General features: G+C 71.8%; 23 protein-coding genes and 2 tRNA genes. 9 read left to right on the forward strand and 16 right to left on the reverse strand.

What is annotated here, in order from left to right; genetic code table 11:
* Positions 1-123: 123 nt before the first annotated feature.
* From GCE65_RS11895 to GCE65_RS11910, 4 genes are all read right to left on the reverse strand, one after another.
* Positions 124-810 carry a hypothetical protein gene (locus GCE65_RS11895; RefSeq protein ID WP_153878550.1) on the reverse strand — a complete coding sequence of 229 codons (687 nt, stop codon included), beginning with the start codon at positions 808-810 and terminating at the stop codon, positions 124-126.
* 121 nt (positions 811-931) lie between these two features.
* Entirely contained in the window at positions 932-2,143 is a 1,212-nt protein-coding gene (locus GCE65_RS11900) for a hypothetical protein (RefSeq protein WP_153878551.1), read from the reverse strand.
* Between the two features lie 225 nt (positions 2,144-2,368).
* Entirely contained in the window at positions 2,369-3,817 is a 1,449-nt protein-coding gene (locus GCE65_RS11905; protein WP_153878552.1) for a GTP-binding protein, read from the reverse strand.
* A complete protein-coding gene (locus GCE65_RS11910) occupies positions 3,814-5,427 on the reverse strand; it encodes a hypothetical protein (RefSeq protein WP_152909487.1) in 1,614 nt (537 codons plus the stop codon). The genes GCE65_RS11905 and GCE65_RS11910 overlap by 4 nt, the downstream gene beginning before the upstream one ends.
* Positions 5,428-5,557: 130 nt before the next feature.
* Here GCE65_RS11910 and GCE65_RS11915 point away from each other — a divergent pair.
* Positions 5,558-5,630: transfer RNA gene (locus GCE65_RS11915), tRNA-Arg, on the forward strand.
* 44 nt (positions 5,631-5,674) lie between these two features.
* On the opposite strand, the gene GCE65_RS11920 is transcribed toward GCE65_RS11915, so the two are convergent.
* On the reverse strand, positions 5,675-6,145 hold the full coding sequence (locus GCE65_RS11920; RefSeq protein WP_153878553.1) for a hypothetical protein: 471 nt from the start codon (positions 6,143-6,145) through the stop codon (positions 5,675-5,677).
* Positions 6,146-6,388: 243 nt separating this feature from the next.
* Between GCE65_RS11920 and GCE65_RS11925 the strand changes: the two genes are divergently transcribed.
* The 3 genes from GCE65_RS11925 (at position 6,389) to GCE65_RS11935 (ending at position 9,366) form a co-directional block, all read left to right on the forward strand.
* On the forward strand, positions 6,389-7,111 hold the full coding sequence (locus GCE65_RS11925; protein WP_194928694.1) for an Abi family protein: 723 nt from the start codon (positions 6,389-6,391) through the stop codon (positions 7,109-7,111).
* A gap of 192 nt (positions 7,112-7,303) precedes the next feature.
* The gene (locus tag GCE65_RS11930) at positions 7,304-7,798 is read left to right on the forward strand and encodes a MarR family winged helix-turn-helix transcriptional regulator (protein ID WP_153878555.1); all 495 of its coding nucleotides are present in this window, start codon (positions 7,304-7,306) and stop codon (positions 7,796-7,798) included.
* Complete coding sequence (locus GCE65_RS11935) at positions 7,795-9,366, forward strand: MFS transporter (RefSeq protein WP_153878556.1); 1,572 nt, start codon at positions 7,795-7,797, stop codon at positions 9,364-9,366. Before GCE65_RS11930 ends, GCE65_RS11935 begins: the two co-directional genes overlap by 4 nt.
* A 40-nt stretch (positions 9,367-9,406) precedes the next feature.
* Here GCE65_RS11935 and GCE65_RS11940 read toward each other — a convergent pair whose 3' ends face one another.
* The 6 genes from GCE65_RS11940 to GCE65_RS11965 all read right to left on the reverse strand — a co-directional run bounded on the left by GCE65_RS11940 (position 9,407) and on the right by GCE65_RS11965 (position 17,073).
* A complete protein-coding gene (locus GCE65_RS11940) occupies positions 9,407-10,336 on the reverse strand; it encodes an NADP-dependent oxidoreductase (protein WP_153878557.1) in 930 nt (309 codons plus the stop codon).
* On the reverse strand, positions 10,333-11,244 hold the full coding sequence (locus GCE65_RS11945) for a DUF4349 domain-containing protein (protein WP_153878558.1): 912 nt from the start codon (positions 11,242-11,244) through the stop codon (positions 10,333-10,335). Before GCE65_RS11945 ends, GCE65_RS11940 begins: the two co-directional genes overlap by 4 nt.
* Positions 11,245-11,358: 114 nt before the next feature.
* Entirely contained in the window at positions 11,359-11,853 is a 495-nt protein-coding gene (locus GCE65_RS11950) for an SRPBCC domain-containing protein (protein WP_153878559.1), read from the reverse strand.
* 1 nt (position 11,854) lies between these two features.
* A complete protein-coding gene (locus tag GCE65_RS11955; protein ID WP_153878560.1) occupies positions 11,855-12,193 on the reverse strand; it encodes a helix-turn-helix transcriptional regulator in 339 nt (112 codons plus the stop codon).
* A gap of 92 nt (positions 12,194-12,285) precedes the next feature.
* Entirely contained in the window at positions 12,286-13,467 is a 1,182-nt protein-coding gene (locus tag GCE65_RS11960) for an SGNH/GDSL hydrolase family protein (RefSeq protein WP_153878561.1), read from the reverse strand.
* Between the two features lie 96 nt (positions 13,468-13,563).
* A complete protein-coding gene (locus GCE65_RS11965) occupies positions 13,564-17,073 on the reverse strand; it encodes a family 20 glycosylhydrolase (RefSeq protein WP_194928695.1) in 3,510 nt (1,169 codons plus the stop codon).
* A gap of 237 nt (positions 17,074-17,310) precedes the next feature.
* Between GCE65_RS11965 and GCE65_RS11970 the strand changes: the two genes are divergently transcribed.
* Both GCE65_RS11970 and GCE65_RS11975 read left to right on the forward strand, forming a co-directional pair.
* Positions 17,311-18,357 carry a LacI family DNA-binding transcriptional regulator gene (locus GCE65_RS11970; RefSeq protein ID WP_228759928.1) on the forward strand — a complete coding sequence of 349 codons (1,047 nt, stop codon included), beginning with the start codon at positions 17,311-17,313 and terminating at the stop codon, positions 18,355-18,357.
* An 11-nt stretch (positions 18,358-18,368) separates the two neighbouring features.
* The gene (locus tag GCE65_RS11975; RefSeq protein ID WP_153878563.1) at positions 18,369-19,034 is read left to right on the forward strand and encodes a phosphatase PAP2 family protein; all 666 of its coding nucleotides are present in this window, start codon (positions 18,369-18,371) and stop codon (positions 19,032-19,034) included.
* Positions 19,035-19,036: 2 nt separating this feature from the next.
* Here the strand turns inward: GCE65_RS11975 and GCE65_RS11980 are convergent, their stop codons facing one another.
* Positions 19,037-20,596, reverse strand: coding sequence for a PfkB family carbohydrate kinase (locus GCE65_RS11980; RefSeq protein ID WP_194928696.1), 1,560 nt, complete (start codon positions 20,594-20,596; stop codon positions 19,037-19,039).
* Between the two features lie 337 nt (positions 20,597-20,933).
* Between GCE65_RS11980 and mgtE the strand changes: the two genes are divergently transcribed.
* From mgtE to GCE65_RS11995, 3 genes are all read left to right on the forward strand, one after another.
* Complete coding sequence (gene mgtE, locus GCE65_RS11985) at positions 20,934-22,274, forward strand: magnesium transporter (protein WP_153878564.1); 1,341 nt, start codon at positions 20,934-20,936, stop codon at positions 22,272-22,274.
* 70 nt (positions 22,275-22,344) lie between these two features.
* A complete protein-coding gene (gene orn / locus GCE65_RS11990; protein WP_153879261.1) occupies positions 22,345-23,067 on the forward strand; it encodes an oligoribonuclease in 723 nt (240 codons plus the stop codon).
* A gap of 91 nt (positions 23,068-23,158) precedes the next feature.
* Positions 23,159-23,234: transfer RNA gene (locus GCE65_RS11995), tRNA-His, on the forward strand.
* Positions 23,235-23,287: 53 nt separating this feature from the next.
* Here the strand turns inward: GCE65_RS11995 and GCE65_RS12000 are convergent.
* The 4 genes from GCE65_RS12000 to GCE65_RS12015 form a co-directional block, all read right to left on the reverse strand.
* Entirely contained in the window at positions 23,288-23,869 is a 582-nt protein-coding gene (locus GCE65_RS12000; protein WP_152909467.1) for a hypothetical protein, read from the reverse strand.
* 333 nt (positions 23,870-24,202) lie between these two features.
* On the reverse strand, positions 24,203-24,532 hold the full coding sequence (locus GCE65_RS12005; protein ID WP_152909465.1) for an excisionase family DNA-binding protein: 330 nt from the start codon (positions 24,530-24,532) through the stop codon (positions 24,203-24,205).
* 174 nt (positions 24,533-24,706) lie between these two features.
* Positions 24,707-25,849, reverse strand: coding sequence for an NAD(P)/FAD-dependent oxidoreductase (locus GCE65_RS12010; protein WP_153878565.1), 1,143 nt, complete (start codon positions 25,847-25,849; stop codon positions 24,707-24,709).
* Positions 25,849-26,610, reverse strand: coding sequence for a CocE/NonD family hydrolase (locus tag GCE65_RS12015; RefSeq protein WP_228759929.1), 762 nt, complete (start codon positions 26,608-26,610; stop codon positions 25,849-25,851). Before GCE65_RS12015 ends, GCE65_RS12010 begins: the two co-directional genes overlap by 1 nt.
* Between the last annotated feature and the right edge of the window lie 183 nt (positions 26,611-26,793).

Raw genomic sequence — 26,793 nt, forward strand, 5'->3', positions numbered from 1 at the left:
GCGCTCTCCGGGCCGAGCGGGGCCGAGCCGGGCCGAGCCGAGCCGGGCCAGCCAGATGCGCCGGGCCGGGCCGGGCCGGGCCGGGCCCTCGAGCGTGGCCGGCGCATCCGGGGCGGGCGCGGATCAGGCGGCGGCGACCACGTCCTGCCACTGATCCGGGCGGAGCGCGGCGATCGTGGCCGGATCCGTGCCCGAGCGCTCGTGCGCCCAGGCGATGGCGCTGCGCAGGAGCTCGCGGAGCCGGTCCTGGGCGTCGGGCGCGCTCGATTCCGCGATGGCCCGGGCGGAGACGAGCGTGAGGGACGTCGCGGCCGAGGCGCCGGTCTCGATCCTGCCCATGCGCGCGGCGGAGCGGTGCGCCCAGGCCAGCGCCTCGGCGTCCGCCTCGTGGGTGAGGGCATCCTGGGCGCGCTGCGGCCAGGGAGCACTCGCCGAATGGGCGTAGTCGCCGGCGCCGGCACCGATCCGGAGCATGCCCAGGGCGATGCTGCGCTCGAGATCCGGCGCGGCCACGGGCAGCGCCGCCGTGGCCGCGATGAGCGCGAGGTCCTCGGCGAAGCCGTCGTCGAAGTCCGTCTGGCCGATGACGAGCGGGACGAGCGGCGCGAGCAGCGGCCGCTTCTCGTCCGTGGTCAGGTCGTTCACGAGCCGGGCGAGTTGGGCGAGGGCCCAGTGGGTGCAGTTCGGCGCGTCGCTCCACGGCTCGCCCGCAAGGTAGGAGGCGAGCTCCATGAAGCAGGCGCCGTGGCGCGGGCTCTGGTGCTGCCCGCGCGCCAGCATCGGCATGGGGAGGGGTTCCGGGGTCGTCATCTCGGCCACCTTCGTCGGAGGGGAACTGTTCCCTCATTCTCCGCCATCGGCAGCCGAAAGGCCAGGATTTTATGACATATTCCACTCAAGCGTCATGACGACGCGGTGTCACCTCCCGCGTCTACCCCCGCTGGAGGTCGGCGACGGCCTTCCATTCGAAGAACAGGATCGCCTTGACGTGGCTGATGTCGAAGTTGAAACGGTCGTCGGCCTGGGCCTGGCAGACGTCGACCCCGCGCACGACCCTCCTGTTGTTGAGCGCGAACTCCCCCGTGGCGGCGTCGGCCTTGACCACGCCGAGGTTCACGAGCGGACTCACGGTGTCGTGGCCCATGATCGCCTCCACGGCGAGCGAGCGGGCACGATCCTCGGCCGCGGGGGTCCGGGCGAGCATCTCGGTGCGGATCCGCGCCCGCGCCACGGGCAGCAGCCGCGGCCAATCGACCGTGTACGCCGCACGCTTCCTCTCCGCGGGGGTCGGCTTCCTCCAGCTGTCGACGTTGACGCCGCGCGGGGTGAGGTCCTTCGTGCGCACGCGCAGGATGTGGTCCGCGGCGAGCAGGATCCTCACGTAGTCGCGACCGAGCGGGGAGTTCATGAACAGGGCGGATACGTCCTGGGTGCCCGCGCTCCCGCTCACCGGCTCGTGCGTGCGTCCGACGAGGCGCGCGAGGAGGAGTGGGACGATTCCCCCGCCGGCGGGGTCCCAATCGTTCACCGCCTCGTCGACGATTCCCGTGATCGTCGGACCCGCCACGTTCCCCTTGTGGAAGTCCTCGTTCTTTCGACTCCACCGGTCGAGATCGAAGATCTTCTCCGCATCGTCGTTCGGGAGCTTGAAGAAGTAGTTCATGTGGTGCGAGTCGTCCTCCTCGACGCGAGCGGTCACGCTCGGAGCGGCATCGTCGAGGCGATAGGTGACGATCGCCTGGTTGACCGCGGCGACGAGGACCGTCAGGAGCCGCACGGCTTCGGCGGCGTCCTCGGCCGTCGGGGCCTTGGGCAGCCCGGTCAGTGCCGTCACGAACGCGTTGGCCTGGTCCTTCAATGCGGCGCCGGCCGAGGGCTGGATCCCGGCGAGGGCCTTGAGCACCCGGGCGATCTCGCCTCGGAGGGACCGGCCGTCACCGGTGACGGGCACCTTGGTGTAGGCGAGCAATGCGGCTCGCGTGGCGGCGGGGCTGCCGGCGACCGCCGGTGCCCCGGCGATGATCTGCCGGTGCACCACGGCGGTGCCGCCCGCGAGCGCACGGGCGGTGACCCCGTTGCCGACCGCCGTCTGCAACAGTCGGACCCCGTCGAGCGGCGGCGCCACTGCCCTGATCGGTGCCACCGGCAGCGCTCCCACCGGCACCGGCCGCCGCGGCGCCGACGGTGGCCGCACGCCGGTGGGAGTGGCCGTCTCGCTCGATCGCGCTGCCGTTGGCACTGTTCCACTCCCGCCGCCGCGGAACCCCGGTCCCGTGACGCGACCCTAGGCCGCCTCGCAATCCTCCCGGCAGCGAGCCCGGACCACCCTTCGGGCACCCGGAGATGCCCGATCGGGCAGGGGCCGGGGCTATCGCGTCGTCGCGTCGAGCACGCTCTCGTGATCGGCGAGGATCCCCCGGGCGGGCTCGTCGAGCTCCTCGGCCACGACGCGCGCGAGCTCGCCGTGGACCCGGGCGAGGTATGCGCCCGAGCGGGCCTTCGCCGTCCGTGATCGCATGCCCCGGGCGACGAGCACGCACACGAGACCGGCCACGACCGCGGCCCCGCCGCCGCTGCCGGCCCACACCCAGACGCCCGTGGCGAGGCCGGCGACCAGGCCCGCGAGGACGCCGAGGGCGACGAGCACGAGGCCGCCGATCCGCACGCGCCGGGCGCGCACGTCGTTCACAGGCGGCAGCGGGACCGCGGTGACGGTCTCGCTCACCCGCGAATAGAAGGCGTCGGGACCGGCGACCGCGGCCGCGAGCGCGTCCCGCCACCGGGCCGGCAGGGCGCCGCCGACGCGGTCGAGCCAGCCCTCCCGCACGGCCTCGATCCGGGAGGAGGCGGGCGGCTGCACCCGGCTCGAGGCGGAGGGGCCCACCCCCGCGACGGCCAGGCGCACGGAGTCGGCCACGGCGGGGATTCCGCTCGCGCCGGCGAGCTGAGCGGCGGTGTCGTCGGCGGCGGGGAGGGCGGGGGTCGCGGGCGCGAGTTCGCCGCCCACACGCTCACAGATCGCGTCGAGCTCGGCGCGCATCGTGCGGGCGGCGATCGATTCGGCGGCGATGACCCGGGCGAGCTCGGCCCGCACCATCCCCACGCCGTGCCCGGTCTTGGCCGAGGCGAGGATGATCGCCACGTCGCTCAGGCGGTCGGCCTCGAGGAGGCGGCGCACGTCGGCGCGGATGTGGTCGAGGCCCGACTCGGGCACCGTGTCGACCTGATTGACCACGACGACCATCGCCTCGTGCCGGTGCGTCAGCTCCCGCAGGTACTTCTCGTGCAGCACGTTGTCGGCGTACTTCTGCGGGTCGAGCACCCAGATGAGCAGGTCGATCATCGGCAGCAGCCGGTCCACGAGGCCGGCGTGGCCCTCGGCGATGGAGTCGTGGTCCGGCAGGTCGAGGAGCACGAGGCCGGCGAGCTCCTCCTCGTCGAGGCCGGTGAGCGCCGACTCGCGGCCGATGCGCCGGGTCTCGTCGACGCCGAGGAAGTCGAGCAGGTCCTCGGCCGACCCGCCCCACGTGCACGCGGCGGCCTGCGAGGTCGTGGGCCGGATCACCCCGACGTCGGCGAAGTCGAGCTGGGAGAGGGCGTTGAACATCGACGACTTGCCCGACCCGGTCCCGCCGACGAGCGCGACCACGGTGTGGTGCACGCCGAGGGCGAGGCGGCCCGTGACGCGGTCGAGGTCGGCGCGGGCGCGGGCGCCCACCTCGGCCGGGATGCGGTTCCCGGCGGTCCCGAGCGCGGCCGTGATCGATTCGACCCGGGCGGCGAGTTCGTCGCCCGGCTGCGGACTGGGTGTGTTCACGCGAAGCCTTTCAGCTCACTCGCGCGCAGTCGCAGCGAGGTGGCGGCGGAGGGGTCGTCGACGTCGAGCGAGTCGAGGGCCTCGAGGTAGGCCTCGGCCTCGGCGCGCACGGTCGCCTCGGCCCATTCGGCCAGCTCCCCGCGGAGCTCGTCGACGACGTCGAGGCCGGCGTCGCCGAGGTACCTGCCCACGGCCCTGCGCGGCCCGTCGAGCCCGACGGCGGCCACGGCCACGAGGTCGGCGACGCTCGCGGGCGGCAGGGTCTCCGATCGGCTCACGAGGTCGCGGGCGCGGCCGTCGACCTGGGCGGTCCACTCCGTCAGCAGCGTGCGCATGCGCGCCTCCCGCTCGGTGCCGCCGCGCCGCAGCCGGCCGAGCACCTGCTCGCCGGGCCCCGTGCCCACGAGGGCGTCCCGGATGGCGCGCGCCCCCCGGCCGGCGGCGTCGGTGAGCAGGTCGCGGGCCGCCTGGTCGCAGGTGCGGCGCAGCGCGGCGAGCGCGGCGGCCCGGGCCTGGGCGGAACGGCGGGCGCGCCAGTGCTCGAACGCGCCCCGGGGAGGATTGGCGAGGGCGGCGAGCGGGCCGCCCGAGGTGGCGGCGGCGAGCCACGTGGTCGTGGGGGCGCCGTAGCCGATCGCCCCGGCGCGCACGTCGTCGCGGGCACGACGGCCCACACCCGCCGTGGCGGCGCCGATCTCGTTCGTGAGCGAGAGGTGCGTGCGCCGCTGCACCTCGAGGGCACCGGCGACCGCGAGCACGTCCTGCCGCAGCGCCGGCCACGCCCCCCGCACCGTGCGGGCGATGATCGAACGCGATTGCGCGCCGCGGCCCAGCACCTCGAGCCACCCGGCGAACTCGGCCACGCGGCCGGTGGGCAGGACGCCCTCGTGCGGGCCGACGTCCGCAATCACGAAATACGGAACGTTCCCGAACCCGTGCTCGTTCATGCGGCCGAAGAGGTCGCCGCGCACGGCGACGAGCGCGGCCGGGTCGACGCGATTGAGGACGACGGCCAGGCTCACCCCCCGCTCATCGGCCTCGGTCAGCCGGGTCCAGGGCACGGCGTCGCCGTAGCGCGAGCCGGTCGTCACGAACACCCACAGGTCGGCGAGTTCGACCAGTTCGCCGGCGAGCGCCCGGTTGGCGTCGGAGACGGAGTCGAGGTCGGGCGCGTCGAGGATCGCCACCCCGCGGGTGACCCGCTCGTGTTCCACGAGCCGGGCGAGGCCGAGCACCGGATGGTCGGCGAGCAGCTCGGCGTCCTTCGGGTGGGCGACGAGGATCGGCTCCTTCGTCGTGGGGCGCAGGACCCCGGCGGCGCTCACGTCGTCGCCGAGCACCGAGTTCACGAGGGTCGACTTCCCGGCCCCCGTGGGGCCGCCCAGCACGACGATGACCGGGGCCGAGACCTGCCGCAGCCGGGGCAGGAGGTGGTTGCGCACCTGGGAGGCGACGCGCTCGCGCCGCTCGCGGGTCGCGGCGGCATCGGGGGTGTCGAGGACGAGTCGCGCCCCGGACAGCCCGGCGAGCAGGTGCTCGACCATCTCCACCATCGGCAACCTGGGCGACACGCCCCCGGAGCTGGGCTGGGCGGCGGGGCTGACGGTCACCCTCCAACTCTGCCCGGTTTCGGGCCGATCCACCAATGCGCCTCGCCCAGCGGGCACCGATGGTCGCACCGAGCGATTGCCACTACCCTGAGAGCCGTCGATCGCGCGTGGTCCGTGCCGCGTCGATCCGGCCCTCGTAGCTCAATGGATAGAGCAACGGCCTTCTAATCCGTAGGTTGCAGGTTCGAGTCCTGCCGGGGGCACCGACAGACCGGCGATTCGAGCGGGTGAATCGCCCACGGGCGCGCTAGCCCGCCACCGGTGTGACCACGAAGGAGATCCAGGGCTCGGAGTCGCTCAGGAGCACCTCGACCTCGTAGTCGGCGTTCTTCACGAGCCCGTTGCCGGTGTCGGCGCCCCAGTAGGAGTCCTCGAAGCCGGCGTCGTTGAGCATCCCGTGCGCCTTCTCCATGTCGCCCGGCTGGTCGTCCGTACGGAAGTTCGCTATCCACCCCTCGGCACTCGTCAACGGGATCGCCGAGGCGATCGGGAGGTCCGGTAGCGGCACCGCCGCGGGGAAGTCGTCCGGGAGCGAGCCCTCCGAACCACTGCCGCCGGCCCCCTCGGCGGCCTGCCCGTCCGACGCATCGGACGTGCCGTCGTCGGCATCCGCGACGGAGCCGGCGGCCACGGACGCGTCGCCGTCGGTCACCTGCCCGTCGCCTGCGGACGCACCGCAGCCGGCGGTGGCGAGCGCGAGCGACGCGCATAGAGCCATCAGCGGCAGAAATCTTGGCCTGCATGTTTCGGTCACGAAGGCACCCTCCTCTTTCGTCCGGGGCAGTGCATCATGCGCCGCTCACAATCCGCTCACATCTCGTTGTCGAGTTGTCGAGTTGTCGCCGTCTTCATGACCGCGTTGGAGAAGGGCCGAGGGCCCGAGCGGTGAATACCACTCGGGCCCTCGGTGAAGTTGCAACAGGGAGACCTGCCCCTGCTTTCGCCTCCTATGGTAGAGCATGTGACGCCATCAGTCGACCAGCCGGACGGGCTCTACGAGATGCTGGAGCCTCACCTCGCGCCGGCGCGGCTGGCTCCCTATGTCGCCGCGACTGACGGTAGCCGGCGGCAGGCGATCCGCTTGTATCAGTGGAACATCCGTGTCTCCGGCGCCGTCTACGAGGCGCTACACGTGGTCGAGGTCGTCCTACGCAATGCGATCGACGCTCAACTCTGCGGATGGAATTCGTCCCAGGTCGACCCGCAGACCGGCAAGCACCGTGATCGTGACTGGCTCCTCGACCCCGCGCCGTTGCTCCGACGTCTTGTCCGCGATCACGAACTGACCAAGGCGCATCAACGCGCCGAGCGGGCGATCCGGCATCAGCGACGACCAGTCGCCCACGCGGATCTGCTGGCCCAGCTCTCCTTCGGGACCTGGCGATTCCTTCTGCCCGATCGCGACCCCGGGCGCCAACGCCTGTGGGACGACGCCCTGCACGTCGCGTTTCCGCACCTGGACCGAAGTCCGCAGGAGCTGGTCAACTCCGTACACGGAATCTACCAACTTCGTAACCGCGTCGCCCACCTCGAACCGCTCCTACGCTCCGGCATGATCCGCACTCAGTTCACCAACATGCGCACCGTCTTGAACGAAGTCGATCCAGTTGCCGAGCAATGGTTCGTCTCCAACCAGCGCGTCACTGCCACCCTCCGCGGGCGCCCCGCAACAGAGAACAAGTAGTTTCACGGGATCACAGCCGTCCCATCAGCGCTCAAACTCTCGAAGACCCATTCGACCTCGCGCGTGAGGCCGCCGATGAGAGTTCGCCACGGATCGGCCGACTTCTAGATACTTGCTTGCGGTAAGCAACTGAAGACTCTACGATGGCGCTCGCGGCGGAACCGGATCCGCACCGAAGAGACAGGAGCAGGAGTGATCGACGATCACCATGCGGGGCAGATCCTCGCCGAGATGGTCCGCATCGCCCGCACGTTCCACCGGGCGGGGCAGAACAGCCGGGAGCGCAGCCTCGCCGGCACGGAGTTCGGCATCCTCCAGTGCCTGCGCGGCGGTGACGCCCGGCTGAGCGAGATCGCCCACCGCATCCAGGTCTCGGCGGCCGTCACCTCGCGCGCCGTCGTCTCCCTGGAGACGGAGGGGCTCGTGGAGCGGCGGACCGACCCGCACGATGCCCGGGCCGCTCGGATCTCCATGACCGCCGCCGGGCGCGCCAGGCTGGTCGAACGCGAGTCGAGGGTGGTCGCCGAGTTCGGCGACGCGCTCGGCGACTGGTCCGCCGCGGATGCGGAGCAGGCCATCGCCCTGCTCGCCCGACTCAACCGGGACCTCGGGGCGGTCATCGACCCACCGGCCCCCGCCGCCACCGACGCCTCGGCCGCACCGACCAGGAAGGACAGCGCCGGATGACGACCTCCCCCACCACGGCCACCGCCACCAGTGCCTACCGGCAGTACTCTCACCGCGAGATCCTCGAGGTGATGACGGCGCTGCTCGCCGCCCTGTTCACCGCGATGATCTCCACCACGATCGTCTCCACCGCGCTGCCCACGATCATCGCCGACCTCGACGGGACGCAGCGCCAGTACACCTGGGTGATCACGGCGAGCCTGCTCGCGATGACCGTGAGCACGCCCGTGTGGGGCAAGCTCTCGGACCTGTTCAGCAAGAAGGCGCTCACGCAGATCTCCATCGTGCTGTTCGTGCTCGGATCCGTGGCGGCGGGCCTGACCACCTCGATCGCGATGATGATGGTCGCCCGTGCGGTTCAGGGACTCGCCATGGGCGGACTCATGGCCCTGGTCCAGGCGATCATGGGATCGATCATGGCCCCGCGGGAACGCGGCCGATACGCCGGCTACATGGGTGCCGTCATGGCGGTCGCGACCGTCTCCGGTCCGCTCCTGGGCGGGGTCATCACCGATTCCCTCGGCTGGCGCTGGTGCTATTTCGTCAGCGTTCCGCTGGCGGTCGCCGCGCTCGTGCTCCTGCAGATCAAGCTGACGCTGCCCACGACCCGGCGCACGAAGACCCCGCTCGACTACTCGGGCGCGATCCTCGTGACGTTCGTCGCCGCGCTGCCGATGCTCTGGGTGACGTTCGCGGGCAGCGACTACGACTGGATCTCCTGGCAGTCGGGCGCCTATCTCGTGGCGTTCCTCGTGGCCGCGGCCCTCCTCATCGTGGTCGAGCTCCGGGCGGCAGAACCGGTGATCCCGATCCGGCTGCTGCGCAACCCCACGGCGGCGCTCATGATCGTCGCCGGCATCGGTGCCGGCGTGGCCATGTTCGGCTCCGGGGTGTTCCTGACCCAGTACTTCCAGCTCGGGGGCGGAGCCTCCCCCACGCAGGCCGGACTCATGACGATGCCGCTCATCGTCGCGCAGATGCTCGCCGCGACGATCGGCGGGCAGATCGTCACCCGCACCGGGCGGATCAAGCCGGTCATGCTCGTCGGCGGCCTCGTCATGCTCGTCGGGCTGTTCGGCCTGGGAACGATCGACCACACGATGCCCTACTGGCTCGTCGCCGTGTTCATGGCGCTCATGGGCGCGGGGATCGGCGCGCTCGTGCAGAACGTCGTGCTCGTCGTGCAGAACACGGTCGACGTCACCCAGATCGGCGCGGCCTCGGCCGCGATCGCGTTCTTCCGCTCCCTCGGAGGCGCCGTCGGCGTCTCGGTCCTCGGCGCGGTCCTCACGGCACGGGTGGCCACGAACATCACAACGGGTCTGAGTTCGCTCGGCTTGTCCGCGGACTCGATGTCGTCCGGTTCGGGCGACACGAAGCTGGACATCAGCGGGCTCCCCGGGCCGATCCAGGAGGTGTTCCACCACTCGTATGCGGATGCGTTCGGCGGCGTCTTCCTCATCGCCGCCGTCTGCTCGGTCGTCTCGGTCGTCGCGATCATCGCCATGCGAGAGGCTCCGCTGCGCACCACGATCGCGCTGACGAACACGGAGGAACGGAGCCGATAATCCCGGCCACCCACCCGCGAGAACGACCGCGGCGGCGCTGCTATCGGGCCTCAGGCAGGCGGAGCACGAGCTTGCCGCGGGCGTGGCGCGTGCGCACCCGGGCGAGTGCCTCCGCGGCGTCGTCGAACGGGTAGACCCGCTCGATCTCGACGTGCACCTCGTTCGCGACCACGTCGGCCATGAGCCGGATCAGGTCGGCCCGCACCTGCGCCCGATAGTCCACCATGGTCACGGCGATTCCCCGCTCGGGCATCACCTCGTCACCGGAGACGGTGACGAGGCGACCGCCGTCGGCGACCACGCGCATGGCCTCGGCGCTCGTGCCGGGCTGCACCGCGATCGCGGCATCGATTCCCCCGCCCACCCAGCGCCGGACCTCCTCGACCCACCCGCCGTCGTGATAGTCGACCACGTGCTCCGCGCCGAGTGAGCGCAGGTACTGGTGGTTGCGCGCCGAGGCCGAGGCACCGACCCGCCGGCCGCGCCGGTGAGCGAGCTGGATCGCCAGGGTCCCGATGGCCCCGGACCCGCCCGCGACGAAGATCGAGGCGCGCTCGGGCATGGCCCCGAGCGCGGCGAACGCCCGCAGGGCCGTGTTGCCCGCCACCGGCAGCGCCGCGGCCCGGGCGAAGTCGAGCCCGGCCGGGATCGGCAGGATGAGGGACTGCGCGTCGACCACCGCGTATTCGGCCCACGTGCCGCCCTTCGGCTGCATCGCGCTGACGAAGGCGATGCGGTCACCGGCCCCGTAGCCCGAGACTCCGCCGCCGACCGCCTCGACGATCCCGGCGCCCTCGATCCCGATCGGGTAGTCCGGCCCGGCAGCGGCCGGGAGGAAGGACGAGTCGTGGATCCCCACCCCGACCGCACGCAGCCGCACGAGCAGCTCGCCCTCACCCACCCGGGGCACGGGCACCTCGGCAGGACGGATGAGGCCCGCTGCGGGATCCGACAGCACGAACGCCTTCACCCTCGGACACTATCCGAATCCGTGGAACCGCCGGCGGCCTCCGTCCGCTCCCCCGCCGCCACACGCCGGCGCCGGCGCCGGCGCACGAGCAGCAGCACGACCACGACGGGGACGCCGACGACGACCACCCAGGGCACGAGCGCACCGGCGACCACGAGCAGGGAGGAGACGAAGGACAGGAGCGCGTTCCATCCGGTGGCGAGGCCGCCGACGAAGCCGCCCGCGTCCACCTGGGCGGGCCCGGCGGTGGGAACGAGGTCGACCGTGAGCGTGGACATCTCCACCTGCCCGGCCAGGTACTCCCGCCGCGAGAGGTGCGATTCGAGCTCGGCCTGGCGCTCGCTCAGCGCGGCCTCCGCCTCGAGCAGGTCGGAGCTCTCGGTCGCGCCGGCCATGATCTCCCGCAGCCGGTCGGTCGAGATGCGCAGGGCCTCGATCCGGGCGTCGAGATCGACGACCTCCGCCGTCACGTCCTCGCTGGTCTGGGAGACCTCCTGCACCCGGCCGAGGTCGGCGAGTCCCTCGATCACGACGGCCAGTTCCTCGGCGGGGATCCGCAGGGCGAGCGAGGCGCTCGGCGGACCGGACGCATCGCCCTCCCCGGCCCAGGTGTGGCGGCCGTCGACCCAGCCGCCCAGCCCCGTGGCGCGGTCGGCGAGGTCGTCGGCCGCGGCCGCCGGATCGTCGGCCTCGACGGTCGCCGAGGCGGTGGTGATCACCTGGCGCGGGGCGATGTCGGGATCGACGCCCTGACCGGCTGCACCGGCCTCGGATCGCTCGTAGGCCTGCTGATCGGCCACGGAGCGGCCCGCGTCGTGGCCCGCGCTCTCGTCGGCGCCTTCGGCGCTGCACGCCACGAGGCCGGCGGCGATGGCCAGGCCGGCGATCAGGCGCGTCATCGTGCTCATGCCCGTGACCCTAGGCCGCCGGGGGCCGAATGTCCCGATCGTCACCGAATCGGCACGCAACCGTGCCCGCTCCGTGACCGGCCGGCGGCGCGCCGGCAGCGGGCCCCCGGCGGGTCAGGCACCCGCACCCGCGAGCAGGCCGTCGATCTGGTCGATCGCCGTCCGCGCCCCCTCCTCGACGCCCATCTCGAGCACGACCTGCAGGTCCGCGACCGTGTCGTACGAGGTCTCGTACACGGCTCGGGTGCCCCCGGTCACGGTGGTGAAGGAGTACACGTTGTGCGAGACCGGCAGGTCCGGATTCGGCGTCAGATCCTCGTGGGCGAAGCCGTCGTCGAAGGTGAACCCGTTCGGCTCGTCGACGTCGGTGATCGCCCACCAGCCGGCGAAGCGCTGCCCGTCGGGGCCGGTCATGTAGTAGCTCGAACGTCCACCGGGCACGAGATCGTGCTCGATGAATGTGGCTGGGAACTCCGGCGGCCCCCAGACCTTCTCCAACCGGCGCGGGTCGGAGTACAGCGCCCACACGCGATCGAGCGGGGCCTTGAACTCCGCGGTGATGACGAGCCGGCGGCCCTCGATGTCCTTGACGATGTCGATGACGGGCATGTCACTCCTCCTTCGGTGGGATCGCGAGCAGGTCGTCGATGCGGGCGATACGTCCGCGCCAGATGTCCTCGAACTCGTCGAGGATCGAGGCGACCGAACGCACGGCCTCGACGTCCCCGCTCGCGAGTTGTTCTCGTCCGCGTCGCCGCTTGGCGAGCAGGCCCGCCCGCTCGAGCACGGCGACGTGCTTCTGCACCGCGGCGAAGCTCATGTCGTATTCCGCCGCGAGATTGGTGACCGAGTGCTCCCCGGCCAGGACCCGTCGCAGGATGTCGCGACGTGTGCGATCGGACAGCGCGTGGAAGAAGGCATCGGCCCGCTCCTCGCTCGCCTCGTCCATGGACTCAACATACAACCAATCAGTTGTATGTTGTCAAGGCCTTCATTCGGATTCACGCGTCGGGACGACGTCGCTCGCCCCCCGCCCGAGCGTCACCTCTCCCTCGTCCGACCCACCCCGGCGAACGCCCCGCCGCCGAACACCGACCGGGCGAACCGCTCCCCCATGAGCCGATGCGCCTCGGGCCCCGGATGCAGGGCGTCGGGCAGCGGGAGGCGAGCGGCGTCGTCCGCGCCGAAGAGGGAGAGCCCGTCGAGGTAGTGCAGGTGTTCATCCTCCGCCCGCCGCTCGGCCACGATGCGGGCGAGCTCCACGCGGATCGTCTCGAGCGTGAGCCGCCCGGCCGCGACCTCGGCCGGATCGCCGCTCGAGGTGAAGACGACCCGCCCCTCGGCCAGCGCGTCCGGATCGAAGGCCGCCGGGCCCGGGGTCGTCTCGACGATTCCGCAGTGGATCGGTGAGATCACGAGCAGCGGAGCGCTCGGGTGCCCATCGCGGATCTGATCGAGGTAGCCGTGCACGGCCGTGCGCATCGCCCGCAGCCGCATGACGTCGGAGGTCACGAGGTTGATGCCCAGTTCCAGGCTGATGACATCGGCCGGCAGGTCCCGGATCGTGCGTGCCATGAACGGGTCGAGCAGCGCGCTGCCGCCGAAGCCGAGGTTCGTCAGCTCCGCGCCCGCACTCCGCGCCGCGGCCGCCGCCCACGTCCCGGTCGGCCGGGTCGCGTTCGACCCGTGGCCGATCGAGCTGCCGTGATGCAGCCACCGCGGGCCATCGCTCGGCGCGGGCTCGGCCGGCGCGTTCGCGCGCACCTCGATCAGTTCGGTCGCCTCGTTGTGGGGCAGCCAGAGCTCGATCGTCTTCTCCCCCGGCCCGAGGCCGTCGAAGCGAGCGGTGAAGGGCTCCCCCTCGTGCATCGTGACGGCGCCGGTGAGCGGGTCGAGCTCCGCGACGGTGCCGCCCGAGGTCACGACCTCGGCCATCACGCACGAGTCGACGACCAGTTCCACCACCCCGTCCGGCCGCGGCTCGAGCCCGGCGAACGTCGCGCGCGATCGCCGCGCGGTCAGCTCGACGGACGTGGCCTGTGTGCGCAGCGCGACGCGCACGCCGGCGGTCTGTGCCGCGTTCGCCCGCACCCGCGGGTCCGCCGCCTGCCGCAGCGCCCATTCGTCGAGTCGCCAGGGCGCCACGCCCCGCGCCGTGTCCTCGAGCCGCAGCGCCCCACGCACGTAGTCATCGGTCAGGGGGATCGCGTGGGTCGGTGTCATCGGATCAGTCTAAGGACGACGAACGGCGCCCCTCGTAGGAGAGGCGCCGTTCGTCGTCGCGCGAGTGGCCGTCGGATCCCGCTGGACCCCGCTCGATCAGAGCGTGCCGGTGGCCCGCCTGCGCAGCACCATGGCCGCCGCCCCGGCGATGAGCAGCAGCATCGCGGCCGCGGCGTAGCCGGTCACGGCCGCACCGGTGTCGGGCAGCGGCTCGGTCACGTCGGGTACCTGCGCGCCGTCGGCGCCGGCGCCGTTCGACCCGTCCGGACCGTCAGCACCGGCAGCACCGGCAGACCCATTCGAACCATCGGAGCCGTCGGAACCGCCGGAGCCGTTCGACCCGTCGGACCCATCGGAACCGTTCGAACCATCGGAACCGTTCGAACCATCGGAACCGTTCGAACCATCCGAGCCGTTCGAACCATCGGACCCATCAGACCCGTTCGAACCATCCGAGCCGTTCGAACCATCGGACCCGTCAGACCCATCGGAACCGTCGGACCCGTCAGACCCGTCGGAGCCGTTCGAGTCGGCGGGGACGACCGTGAGCTGCGCGGCGGCGGCGGCCCCGGTGGTGGTCCCGGTCGCGGTCAGGGTGTACTCCCCGCCCTCGACGCCGGCGGCCACGGGGATCGCGACCTCGGCCCGGCCCTCGGCGTCCGCCTGCGCGGTCACCGACTCGGCGCCGTCGGCGTCGAGTGCGAACTCGACGATCTCGCCCGGGGCGAAGCCCGTGGCCACGGCGGTGACCTCCTCGCCGGCGGTCACCTCCCCGGCTCCCACGCTCAGCTCCGGGGCGTACTCGGGCGCCGGTGCGGCGGGACCGGCCACGGCGATCTCACCGGCGGTCGCCCAGACGAAGCCGTGCACCTCGGAGAGCCCGGTGAGCATGACGTAGCGGGCGCCGGTGGCCGGGAACGGCGCGAGCTGCGGCTCGCCGGTGTTGACGAACGTGCCGGTGGCCACCGGCTCGCCCCAGTCCTCGCTGTCGAACGCGCTCACGGTGTCCGAGGCGTACACCTCGTACTCGGCGATCCGTCCGTTGGCGCCGCCATCGCCGCCGCTGTCGCGGCCGGTGTACCAGAGGCCGCACACGTCGCTCGACTCGCCGAGGTCCACGACGATCGAGTGCGGGTAGCCCGGTTCGGACGGCGACCACTGCGAATGCCAGTACGTGGAGGGGTCACCGTCGATCGCGGCGGTGGCCACGCCGCTGCCGGCCGCCTCGCCCGTGGTCTGCTCGCTCGAGACGCTCGCGATGGCGACCGGGGTGATCCGCTCGACCGAACACATCGACGCCACGTCGCTCGAGGCCGTCGAGATCACGGTGCCGTCGCCATCCACGAGCTCGAACGTCACCGGCCCGGAGAGGGAGTCGCCGGAGACGTTGTACAGCGTGACGCCCACGTCGGCGGACTCACCCACGCCGACCTCGGCCACGGGGGTGCTGCCCGGCAGTACCGTCCAGCCCGCCGGGAGCGAGGCCGCCCGCAAGGTCGCGCCGGCGAGGGTAGTGCCGGTGAAGTTCCCGAGGCGCACCGTGCCGGAGATGCTGTCACCGGGGGGCGCCGCCGACGCGTCGAGCTCCAGCCGCATGGAAAGGGAGCCCTGGAGGGTCCATACGGTCGTTCCCCAGTCGGCCGGGGTCTGCACGATGAGCCCGTCGGGCACGTCCTTGAGGTCCTCGTGGGCCACGGGCACGTCGGTCAGGCCGTCGGAGATCGACAGGTACTGCTGGGAGGCGGCGTTGATCAGGTGGAAGCCGCCGTCGGCGCGCTTGACCTGCCACTGCTGCACCGTGGTGTCGCTGCAGGTCGAGAGCACGACGTCGGCGCCGATCTCGACCGGGACCGCGAGACGCATCGTGCCCTCGTCGGAGAGGCTGAGGCAGCGGCCGTCGTTCGTGGTGATCGTGTAGTAGCCGGCGTCGTTGCTCGTCAGGGTGAGGTCGAGCCCGTCGCCGTCCGCACCGAGCCGCAGCGTTCCGCCCTCGCCCGCGGCGAGGAGGCCGGAGCCGTCGGCTGCGGACATCGTGAACGCACCGTCGGGAACCGGGAGGCGTTCGACGTTCTCCCACAGTGGCGGACGCCCGATCTCACCCATGGCGGCCTTGAAGCCGTTGTAGTCGCTCCACGGCCGCGAGTCGGCCCAGGTGGCCTGGGCGATGAACCGGAGCGGCTCGAACATCCGCTCTTCGGTGGTGTTCTCGGCCTCGTTCGGGGTGCCGGCATCCGGCCAGGCACTGATGCGCGCACCACGGATCTGGTCGAGGCCGCCGGAGATCGTGCCGTTGTAGAAGTCGGTCGGGCTCCAGCCGGAGTTGTACAGGTTCTGAACGTTCACGCCATAGCCGCCGCGCACCATGTACAGGGAGTTGGAGACGTTGACGATCTCGTGGCCCCAGTCGATGAAGTCCTGTGGGTTGACGTGGGAGGCGGCGTTGTTCCAGTGCTCGATCACGATATCGGTGTCGAAGTCGACGAACTCGTTGTCGGTGATCACGCCGTCGTTCCAGATGCGCAGGGTCTTGCCCTGGGACTTGACGTAGTCGTTCACCTTGTTCACATACCAGGCCACGACGTCGTTCTGGGTGGCGGTGGGACCCCACTGGGCCTCGGCGAACGCCTTGATCTGCGGGAAGTTCGCGTATCCGGAGCCGAGCATGTACTCGTCCACGCCCATGTGCCAGTAGTCGGAGTCGAACACGTCCGTGTACTCGTCGATGAGGTCGGTGTAGAAGTCGAAGGAGGCCTCCTTCGTGATGTCCATGCGGACCTCGTCCTTGACCCCCGTGCTCTCGTTCGTCAGCTGCAGCTCGGGCATGTTCTCGAGCCAGATCTCCATGTGACCGGGCGAGTTGATCTCCGGGATCACGTCGATGCCGAGCTTGTTCGCCTTGGCCACGAGCGTGCGGATGTCGTCCTTGGTGTAGTACGACCACGTGTTGGTCTGGGGATAGGCGTCGACCTTGACCTTGAGTTCGATCATGAGTGTGTTGAGCTTGAGGTAGCTCATGTCCTCGAGGAGCCGATCGATGAAGTCGGTCGAGATGTTGATGACGCAGGCGCACAGGGTGACCCCGCGCTCGGAGTACGCGGGAACGTCGATCGCCGAGCCGTAGGGCAGGTCGAGCTGCTGGGTGAGCAGTTGCACGAGGGTGCGCGTCCCCCAGAACGTGCCGGTCTCGGTGGCGCCGGTGATCGTGATCTGCTCGTCGATCTCGAGTTCGTAGCCCTCCTCGCCCAGGTCGTCGGCACCGGCCCGGGAGGCGTCGACGATGAGTTCGATGTCGCCCGCGGCGGCGGCCCCCGAGCCGGCCTCGACGCCGGGCACGATCGTGTCGAGCTCGTCGGCGAGCAGCTCGGCGGTGGAGGTGAGCCGCTCGTCGTCCGCGGCGGCGACGACGGTCAGGTCGCCCGTCGCGGTGAAGGTGCCCTCGGCGCCCTCCCAGCCGTCGAGCGAGGGGAGCAGCTGCGGCAGGTCGGGGGTGTCGGCGGCGGCCATGGGCGCCAGCGTGAGCGGCGCGATCGCCGCGAGCGCGGCGGTGGCGAGGGCTGCGACAAGGGTTCGTGCGCGGCCGGGGCCGCGCGGCGTGGAGCTCAACACTCGGTACTTCTCCGTTCCGTGTGCGCTGTGCGCTACGTGCTGTGTGTGCGGACGACGACTCGCGCCGACCGCTGGCGACCAGTGACGGCCACTGGTGACCACTGATGACCACTGATGACCACTGACAACGCTGTGCGAGTATGGCATCGGTAACATACGACGTCCTGAGCGAACATGTCAAGATCGCCCACACAACGTCACGTTCGCTCACACGCGTGCCCGAGAGGAGGAACCGCCGTGCCCACGTCCGCCTCCCGCGCCCCGGGCATGACCGACGTCGCCCGGCTGGCCGGGGTCTCCCCGCAGACCGTCTCGCGGACCCTGCGCGGACACTCCTACGTGAGCGCCGCCACCCGCGAGAAGGTGATGGACGCCGTCCATACGCTCGGCTATCGGATGAACACGGCCGCGCGGGCGCTCTCCTCGGGGCGAACGCGCACGATCGGGGTCATGACGATGGCCACGGGCTCCTACGCCGGCGCGGTGACGCAGATGAGCATCGACCAGCGGGCGGCCGCGCACGGCTACGCGGTCGTCGGCGCCCAGGTCGGCGTGGTCGACCCGCGGGCGATCGGGGCGGGCCTGCAGCGCCTCGCGGCCCAGGGCGTCGAGGGGCTCGTGCTGGCGCTCCCGCTCGGCACGATCGACCCGGGGAGCGAATCGCTCCTGCGCGCCCTGCCGACGGTCACGATCGGCGGATCGGCCACGACGGTCGGGGAGTCCCTCGCCCTCGATCAGCGGGTGGTCGCCGAGCTGGCGACGGCCCACCTGCTCGGTCTCGGGCACGGCACGGTCCACCTCCTGGCGGGCCCGGACGACTGGATCGACGCCGCCAACCGCACGGCGGGCTGGCGAACGACGCTCACGGCCGCGGGCCGGCGCGCGCCCGCCCCGCACCACGGCGACTGGAGCCCCGAGTCCGGATACCAGGCGGGGCTCGCGCTCGGGCGCGATCCGGACGTCACGGCCATCCTCGCGGCGAGCGACGACATGGCCTTCGGCGTGATCCGGGCCCTCCACGAGCTCGGGCTGCGCGTGCCGGAGGACGTCTCGGTCGTCGGCGTGGACGACATCGACCTGGCCGCCTACTGCAGCCCGGCACTGACCACCGTGGCCCAGCCGTTCCGGGAGCTGGGCCGGGCCGCGGTCGACCACGTCGTGGCCCGGCTCGAGCACCGGCACCCGAGCGACGAGCCGCCGGTCCCGGCGCCGCGCCTGGTGGTGCGCTCCTCGACCGGCCCGGCGCGCCGCCCGGATCGGCCGGGGGCCGCGCCCCGCCGATAGGCTGGGCGGCCATGAGCCATCACGGCGCGGTCCACACCGCGGACGACCTGTCCACCCGGGCGCTGCTGCGCACGACCCTCATCGTGGTCGGATCGCTCGCGCTCGCGGCCCTCGTCGCGTTCCCGCTGCGCGAACCGATCTTCGTCGCCGTGGCCGGCGGGCTCGGCGGCTCCCCGCTCGGCCCGCTCTTCGCGGCCGTCGCCGAGCACGGCATGTACCTGTTCGTGCTCGCCGCGGCCGCCGGGGCGGTGTGGACCTGGCTGCGCGACCGCGCCCGGTTCTGGCTGCTGGCCACCGGCGGGATCGGCGTCATCGCGGCCTATCTGCTCAGTGAGCTCGTCAAGGTGATCGTGACCGAGGAGCGCCCGTGCCGCACCCTCGACGTGCAGGGGGCCCTCGCCTGCCCCGCGGTGGGCGACTGGTCGTGGCCCTCGAACCACTCGGTGCTCGCCGCGGCGTTCGCGACCGCGCTGCTGCTCACGTTCCCGTGGGCCGCGCGCTGGCTCATCGCCTGGGCCGCCCTGCTCGCGTTCTCCCGGCTCGCCGCCGGCGTGCACTACCTGCACGACGTGCTCTCCGGGCTCGCGCTGGGCACGCTCGTGGTCGTGGCGGTCGTGCTCGCGATGCGCGCGCTCGTGCTGCGCGTCGGCGCGCGGCCGGGCTCCGGCCTCGGCTGATCTCAGCGGCGCCGCGCCAGCACCACCGCGTCGGTCAGCTCGGCGAGCTCCCCGGCCGGCGAGGTCGCCGAGCGCACCCGCGATTCGGCCACGAGCACCTCCCAGTCCGGCCCGTCGAGCCCGAGGCCGGTGACCGCCTCGGCGGCGCTCGGGAAGGCGTGCAGGTTCTCCCCCGCCTCGTGATCGTGCCCGTGATCGCGCGCCGCCCACGGCGGGAAGTCCACGTGTCCCACGATGAGGAACGCGCCCCCGGGGGCGACGGCGGCGGCGGCCCCGCGCAGGATCTCGTCCCGCGGGAACTCGAGCTGGGAGTGCAGGAAGCAGGCCGACACGAGGTCGTAGGTCGCGGCGGGCCGCCAGTGCGCCAGGTCGGCGCGCTGCCACGTGATCCGATCCGCGACCCCGCGCCTGCGGGCCTCGGCCTCGGCTCGCCCGAGCGCGGTGGCCGAGATGTCCACGCCGGTCACGTGCCAGCCCTGCTCGGCGAGCCAGATCGCATCGGCCCCCTCCCCGCAGCCGAGGTCGAGGGCGGTGCCGGGGGTGAGCGCGCCGGTCTCCTGCACGAGCGCGGCGTTCACGCGCCCGCTCCACATCGCGCCGCGTTCCCGGTAGCGGCCCTCCCAGTAGGCCTTGGTCTCGCTCGCCGGCCCGGTCGGCTGCTCGAGCCCGAACCGCGTACGGACGACGTCCCGGTCGGCCTCGTAGCCCTGTGCGCCGTCGCCGGTGGTCGCCATCGCCCCGACCGCGGCGGCGAAGTCGATCGCCTCGGCGAGCGGGTGCCCCTCGGCCAGGAACGTGGCGAGGCCGCCGACGAACGCGTCCCCCGCCCCGGTGGTGTCGATCGGGTCGATCTCGAATGCCGGCCGCTCGCCGGGGCCCTCCGCCGTGTGCCAGAGCACGCCCGCCGCGCCGAGGGTGACGACCACGTCGACGCCGTGTCGCGAGTGGATACGGGCGGCCAGGTCGGTCGTGGCGGCGGACTCGTCTTCGAGCACGATCCGGGCCTCGGTCTCGTTGACCACGAGCAGGCTCACATCGCCCAGCAGGTCCGCGACCGGGGCGCCGGGGGCCGCGTTGAGCACCGTGACCAGGCCGCGGGAGCGCCCGTAGGCGAGGGCCGCGGCCGTGGCCGCCATCGGGATCTCGAGCTGGCACACGAGCACGTCGCCGGCCTCGGCGAACTCGAGTCGCCCGGGGACGCCGGCCGGGGAATGGGAGCCGTTCGCGCCGGCGATGAGCACGATCTGGTTCTCCCCGTCCGCGTCCACGGTGATGAGGGCCTGACCGGTGGGGGTGTGCGGCTCGGAGCGCAGCCGGCTCAGGTCGAGACCCGGCTCGGCTGCCAGGGCGAGGCGGACGGCCTGGCCCCGGGCGTCGTCCCCGATCGATGCGACGATCACGGCCTCGGCGCCCATGCGGGCGGCGGCGACGGCCTGGTTGAGGCCCTTGCCGCCGGGCGCGGAACTCGACCTGTGGGCGTGGATCGTCTCGCCGGGGCGGGGGAAGGCCTCCACCCACACGGACGTGTCGAGGTTGGCGCTGCCGTAGACGATGACCCTCACGCTGCTCCTTCGGTCGGTTCCCTCAACCTAGCCGGTCGGGGGCGCGCCGCGGTGCTTCGTGCCACAGCGAGAGCCGCCCGGAGCGGTTACACTACGAGGGTCATTATCGCCGCGAGACGCACCGAAGGGGGATGGCCATGGAACCCGGCAGTAGTCGAGATCATCACGCCATCAGGAGTGCGTACCGCGCCGGCGCTTCCTGACCTGGGCGTTCAGGGCGCACCCGGGCCGCTCCCGCAGCGGGCCCGCCATGGCGGCGGGTTCGAGGTAGGAGGCATCGGCCACCGATAGCGGCCGCGCCGATGCCGGCCGCTGGCAGCAGCGCGGAGGATGACCTATGACGATGACCGAGACCCTCACCCACGTCCACGACCTCGTGGAGCGCACGGACCTGCTCGAACTGGCCGGATTCCTCTCGGATGCGCCGTTGCCCGAGGTGTCCGAGCTGCTCGACCGGCTCCCGGCCGCCGACGCGGCCGTGGTGTTCCGGCTGCTGTCCAAGGACACGGCGATCGACGTGTTCGAACGACTCGAACCGGCCGCCCAGGCGGACCTGATCACCGAGCTCGGCGACGCCGAGGTGGTGGGGGTCTTCGAGGCGCTCGACCCGGACGACGTGGTCGGGCTGCTCGACGAGCTGCCCGCGAAGGTGACGAAGCGGTTCCTGCGCGAGCTCAGCCCCCGCCAGCGCCGCGCCACGGCCCCGATCCTCGGCTTCCCGCAGGGGTCCATCGGACGCCGGATGACCCCGGAGTACCTCACCGCCCACCCGGGCGAGAACGTGGCCACGGTGCTCGAGCGGGTCCGGCGCAACGAGGCGAGCGCCGAGACCATCTACGTGGTGCCCGTGGTCGACGCCTCCCGCACCCTCGTCGGCATCGCCAGCCTGCGGGACCTGCTGCGCGCCGAGCCGGAGGAGTTCGTGCACGAGGTGATGAACGCGGCCACCTCGGTCGTCGCGTACGAGGACGACGAGGCCGCCGCGCGCCGCTGCCTCGACGTCGGCCTCATCGCGATGCCGGTGGTGGACCGGGAGGAGCGGCTCATCGGGCTGCTCACCATCGACGACGCCGTGCGGATCATCCGGGCCGCCGAGGACGAGGACCGCGCCCGCGCCGGCGGCCACGAGCCGCTCCGGCGCACCTATCTGCTCACGCCCATCCTCTCGATCACGAAGGCGCGGGGTCCCTGGCTGCTCGTGCTGGCGATCTCGGCGATCCTCACGGTGCAGGTGCTGCACATCTACGAGGCCCCGCTCGAGGAGCTGACGACGCTCGCCCTGTTCATCCCGCTGCTCACCGGCACGGGCGGGAACACCGGCTCCCAGGCCGCCACCACCCTGACCCGGGCGATCGCGATGAACGAGATCGGCAACCGGGACGTGGGGCGGGTGGCCTTCAAGGAGTTGCGCACCGGGTTCTCCCTCGGGATCGCGCTCGGCACCCTCGGTTTCGTGATCGCGACCCTGGTGTTCGGGATCGACATCGGGACGGTGATCGGGCTGACGCTGCTGGCGATCTGCACGATGTCGGCGGTGGTCGGCGGGGTCATGCCGATCATCGCGAAGCTGTGCCGGGTCGACCCGGCCGTCTTCTCCACGCCGTTCATCTCCACGTTCTGCGACGCGACCGGACTCATCATCTACTTCTCGATCGCCAAGGCGATCCTCGGGCTGTAGGCCTGCCTCGGAACGGGCGGACGCGGCGAATGCCGGCGGTCGCCGTTAGGCTGGCCGGGTGAGTGTGAAGATGCAGAGCCCCAGCAGCGACCCGATCGTGTGGATCGACTGCGAGATGACCGGGCTGGACCTGACCAAGGACGCCCTGATCGAGATCGCGGTGATCGTGACCGATTCCGAGCTGCACCCGCTCGGGCCCGGGCTCGATCTCGTGATCGCTCCCCCGCCGGGGGCCACCGACGACATGGTCCCGATCGTGCAGGAGATGCACACCGCCTCGGGCCTGCTCGACGAGCTCGCCTCGGGCACCACGCTCGCCCACGCGCAGCAGCAGGTGCTCGACTTCATCAAGCAGTGGGTGCCGAAGGCGGGAACCGCGCCGCTGGCCGGGAACTCGGTGGGCACCGACAAGATGTTCCTCGATCGGGACATGCCCGAGCTCACCGCGTTCCTGCACTATCGGATCATCGACGTCTCCTCGATCAAGGAGCTCGCGCGGCGCTGGTACCAGCGGGCGTACTTCCAGTCGCCGAAGAAGGCCGGTGGGCACCGGGCGCTCGCCGACATCGCCGAGAGCATCGACGAGCTGCGCTACTACCGCAGCGTGCTCTTCCCCGCCGACCCCGGGCCGGACTCGGCGACCGCGAAGGCCGCCGCCGCAGCGATCCTCGCCTCCCCCACCCCGGCGGTCCAGGTGGACGAATCCGGCGCGCTGGACGGCGACGCCACTGTGATTCCCGACACGCCCGTAGCCGCGGAATCCAGCGGAACCGGCGAGGCGTTCGGCCTCTGAGCAACCACCCCGGCGGGGTGAGGCGCCCCCGATTCGTGAGGGTGACGAATCCTCGCTACACTGGGCGCGCAGCGGGAGACCGCTGCACATGGTGGGCGTAGCTCAGCAGGTAGAGCGCCGCGTTGTGGTCGCGGATGTCGCGGGTTCAAGTCCCGTCGTCCACCCCAATCCGAGCCCCAGCGTGTCGACGCTGGGGCTCGATGCTGTGTGAGTCGGCACGTCACGCGGGCGTGGGGTGGTCATGACGGTGATCATCGAAATACCGCTCCGGGCTCGCCGAGGCACGGGCCCCCGAGGCCAGCCACGCCTCGAGCGCGATGGCGTCGCGGGCCTCCAGTTCCTCGAGGATCTGCTGCCGCCGCATGATGACGCTCAGCTTCTCAACGACCGAATCCGCCTGCCACAGCTCCCAATAGCTGTGGCGCCACGCGAAACACAGCATGACATCGGACATATACCGCGGCTCCGCCACGGGCACGAGCGATGGCGGCAGCTCCGGGCTCGGCTCGACCGCCGCTGATGGAGTCTGTACCAGGGGGTCCGGCGCCTCGACGACACGGTCACGCAAGGCGCGCACCGGCGGACTCGTCGCCGCCGCGACGGCCAGCACCACGAGCGCGAGTCCCGGAAGCAGCGAGAGCACCGCCACCGTCGACAGCACGAATGCCACGACGCACGCCACGACCCGGCCGATGCGGCGTGCGGGCACGACCCACGGCTGCGTGGAATCGAGGTGACGATCGTGCTCCGCCGTCGCCAGAATCACGACGAGCGGGATCGCCACAGCGAGAGCGATCCCCATGACCGCATCGGGGCCCCAGAGCAGGACCGCCAGGCCACAGCCGGGGATGCAGAGAAGCGTCCATCTCCTGACCCACCACGACCAGCTGCCGAGTGTCAACGAATCCGACCTCACTGCCCCGCCTCCGCGTCTTGTCCAGGGTCGCTGGGGCCCGCACCAACAGCATCTATATCTCGACGCTAAATTCGGTGACCGCGGCGCACAAGGATGCGCGTGGACATTTCTGTGGACCCTGTGAACCCCGCGACCCCGTCCACCTACGCTGCCCGCGATCAGGGCCGTGCGGTCACCGGCGCAGCGAGCGTATCGGCGTCCAGGAAGAGCAGCGGTGCTTCACTCACCGAACAGCTCGGCCTCGATGTCGGCAGCGGACGCTTCGGTCATGCGCCGCATCAGCTCGCGACTGTATCGCTCGTACTCGTTCAGCGGGATGCGATGGTGGGTGCCGACCTTCGTAGCGGTGATCTCGCCTTCGGCGATCCGGCGCAGCACGGTGGATCGCGACATCCCCAGCCGTCCCGCGACCTCGGCGGGGGTCAGCAACTCCACGCGGGTGGAGAAGTCGACGACCTCGCCGCGATTCTTTGCCGAGTCCAGGAACGCGCGCACGCGCGCCCAGTCGTCGTTCGACAGGTGCGCCGGGTTCACCGTCATGCTGTTCATGTTCCCCAGCGTACTCTGCCATGACCACTTACGTATTACCAAGTGTTCATTGAGGCAGACAGGCGACGGAGCCCCAATCAGCCATCCTCCTCGCGCGATGCCCAGTTGTGGCTCATTCGGGCTCCCCGATCGCACCGGATCCGACCTGCGCGCCGTGATCGGGACATTCCCGACTCAGTACGTGACCCAGTCTGTGCCGAACCAGCGGCGAGCGCGGGACCGGCCGAACTCGGCCTTGTCACGCGACAGTGATCCCGACGGGGCCTCGAACGTGCCGAACGGCCGCTCGCCGCTGCGGAACGTCACCTCGACCCGGCCGACGGTCTCGTTGCCGTATTCGACGTAGCAGACGCCGGTGCCGTCGTAGGTGGAGATGGCCTCCGTTCCGCGCTGCCGGGCGATGAGTCGATCGGCCACGACGCGGGCCTGCCGTTCGGAGAAGACGCCCGCCTTCGGCGTCCCGACGCTCGTGACGTCACCGACGGCGTACACGTTCGGGAAGCCGGTCTCGAGGGTGAGCGGGTCCACGGGCACCCAGCCGTCCACGCACAGGCCCGAATCCGCCACGACCCGCGGCACCCGATGGGCCGGTACCCCGAGGAACAGGTCGAAGGGGAGTTCCTCCCCGTCCGCGCAGACGGCGAGGCGGCGGTCCGGGTCGAGCGAGCGCACGAGCCGGTTCGGGTACCAGCGGATGCCGCGCTCGGCGAAGGCGGCCAGGAGCGACTCGGATGCCCCCGGCGAGGGCGGAATCGGGCTGGGCAGCGGCATGACCAGGGAGATCTCGCTCGCCTCGCGCAGCCCGCGGGCGGTGAGGAAGTCGTGCATCATCAGCGCCGTCTCGCTCGGCGCCGGCGGGCATTTGAAGGGCGTGGACGTGACACCCACGACGACGCGGCCACCGCCGAACGACTCGAGCACCGCGCGCGCCGCGAACGCCCCGGCGGGCGTGTAGTAGTCGACACCCGCCTCGACCAGTCCGGGCGTCGCCGCGGGATCGAGGTCGGCACCGAGGGCGACGACCACGACGTCGCCCTCGAACCGGCCGGCGTCGGTGTCGACGGCGCGACGCACCGGGTCGATCGCCCGCACCTCGGCCCGGACGAACCTCACCCCGGGCCGGGCGATGTCGGCGTAGGAGTGGCGCACGGCCGCCTCGCTCGTGCGCCCGAACATGACGTCGAGCTTCGAGAACCCCAGGACGAACCCGTCGGCACGGTCGATGAGCACGACGTCGGCGTCGTCCCCGAGTTCCTCCGACACGCGGGCCGACAGTTCGAGCCCGCCGAATCCTGCGCCGAGAACCAGCACTCGCATTATTGCTCCTTCGGGTCATTCCGTTCGGACCGAGCCGTCTCGACCGGCGCCGCCGATGGCGCGGTGGGGATGCGGGGAACGAGCAGGTGGGCGGGCCGCTCCGGGCCCCAGCGGAGGGTGCAGCGGCCGGCGCCGACGCAGCGGTATCGGGCCGGGAAGTTCCCGGTGAGCGGGTTGGCCGGCCAGAGCCATCGCCCGCCGATCACGAGACGCAGCGACTCCCCGGGCCGGAACAGGGTCGCGGAGTGGCCGAGGGCGACGTCGACGGGCACGACCTCACCCGGCCGCAACGGTTCCCGAGTCCGGTACGTGTGCACGGGCTCGCCGATCCTCGAGGCGTCCTCGTCGAGCTCCCGCAGCGAGGCCCGCTGCCAGCCGGTCGCGACCCGGTCGCGTCCGAAGCCGTAGGAGCCCTCGAAGCCGACGTAGCGGGAGCCGCGCCACTTCTCGACCCCGGCGACGAGGTCGACGTCGTCGCCATCCTCGACGGCGAGCCAGATCCGCAGCGCCATCGGCCCGGTGAGTTCGAGGTCGGCGGGGGCCGTGAACGTGAACGCCGCGGCGCGCCGGCGCGGCCGGAAGGTCACCGAGCCGGGCACCTCCGCGGGCTCGGGGCGCAGGAGTCCGCCGGGCGCCAGGTACAGCGGGGTCCAGTCCGTACGGGCGAGCGGCCACTCGTGCTCCTCCCGCACCTCGACGATCCGATCGCCGGCCTCGCGCACCTCGAGCCGCACCTCGACCGACCCGGCCGGTTCTGCCACCTCAGCCGGTTCCGCCGCCTCGACCGGTTCTGCCGCCTCCGCAGGACCCGGTATCCCCGCCGGACCCGGGACCCCACGCAGGTGGCGGTCGAAGAAGGCGAGCTGGGCCCGCCGGGCCGGCTCACCGTAGAACGTCGTCCATTTGCTGTTGCCGGCCGCGTCGGGTGATGATGTGCGCGTCGT

This window comes from Pseudactinotalea sp. HY158, from assembly GCF_009660225.1.
Taxonomy (GTDB): Bacteria; Actinomycetota; Actinomycetes; order Actinomycetales; family Beutenbergiaceae; genus HY158.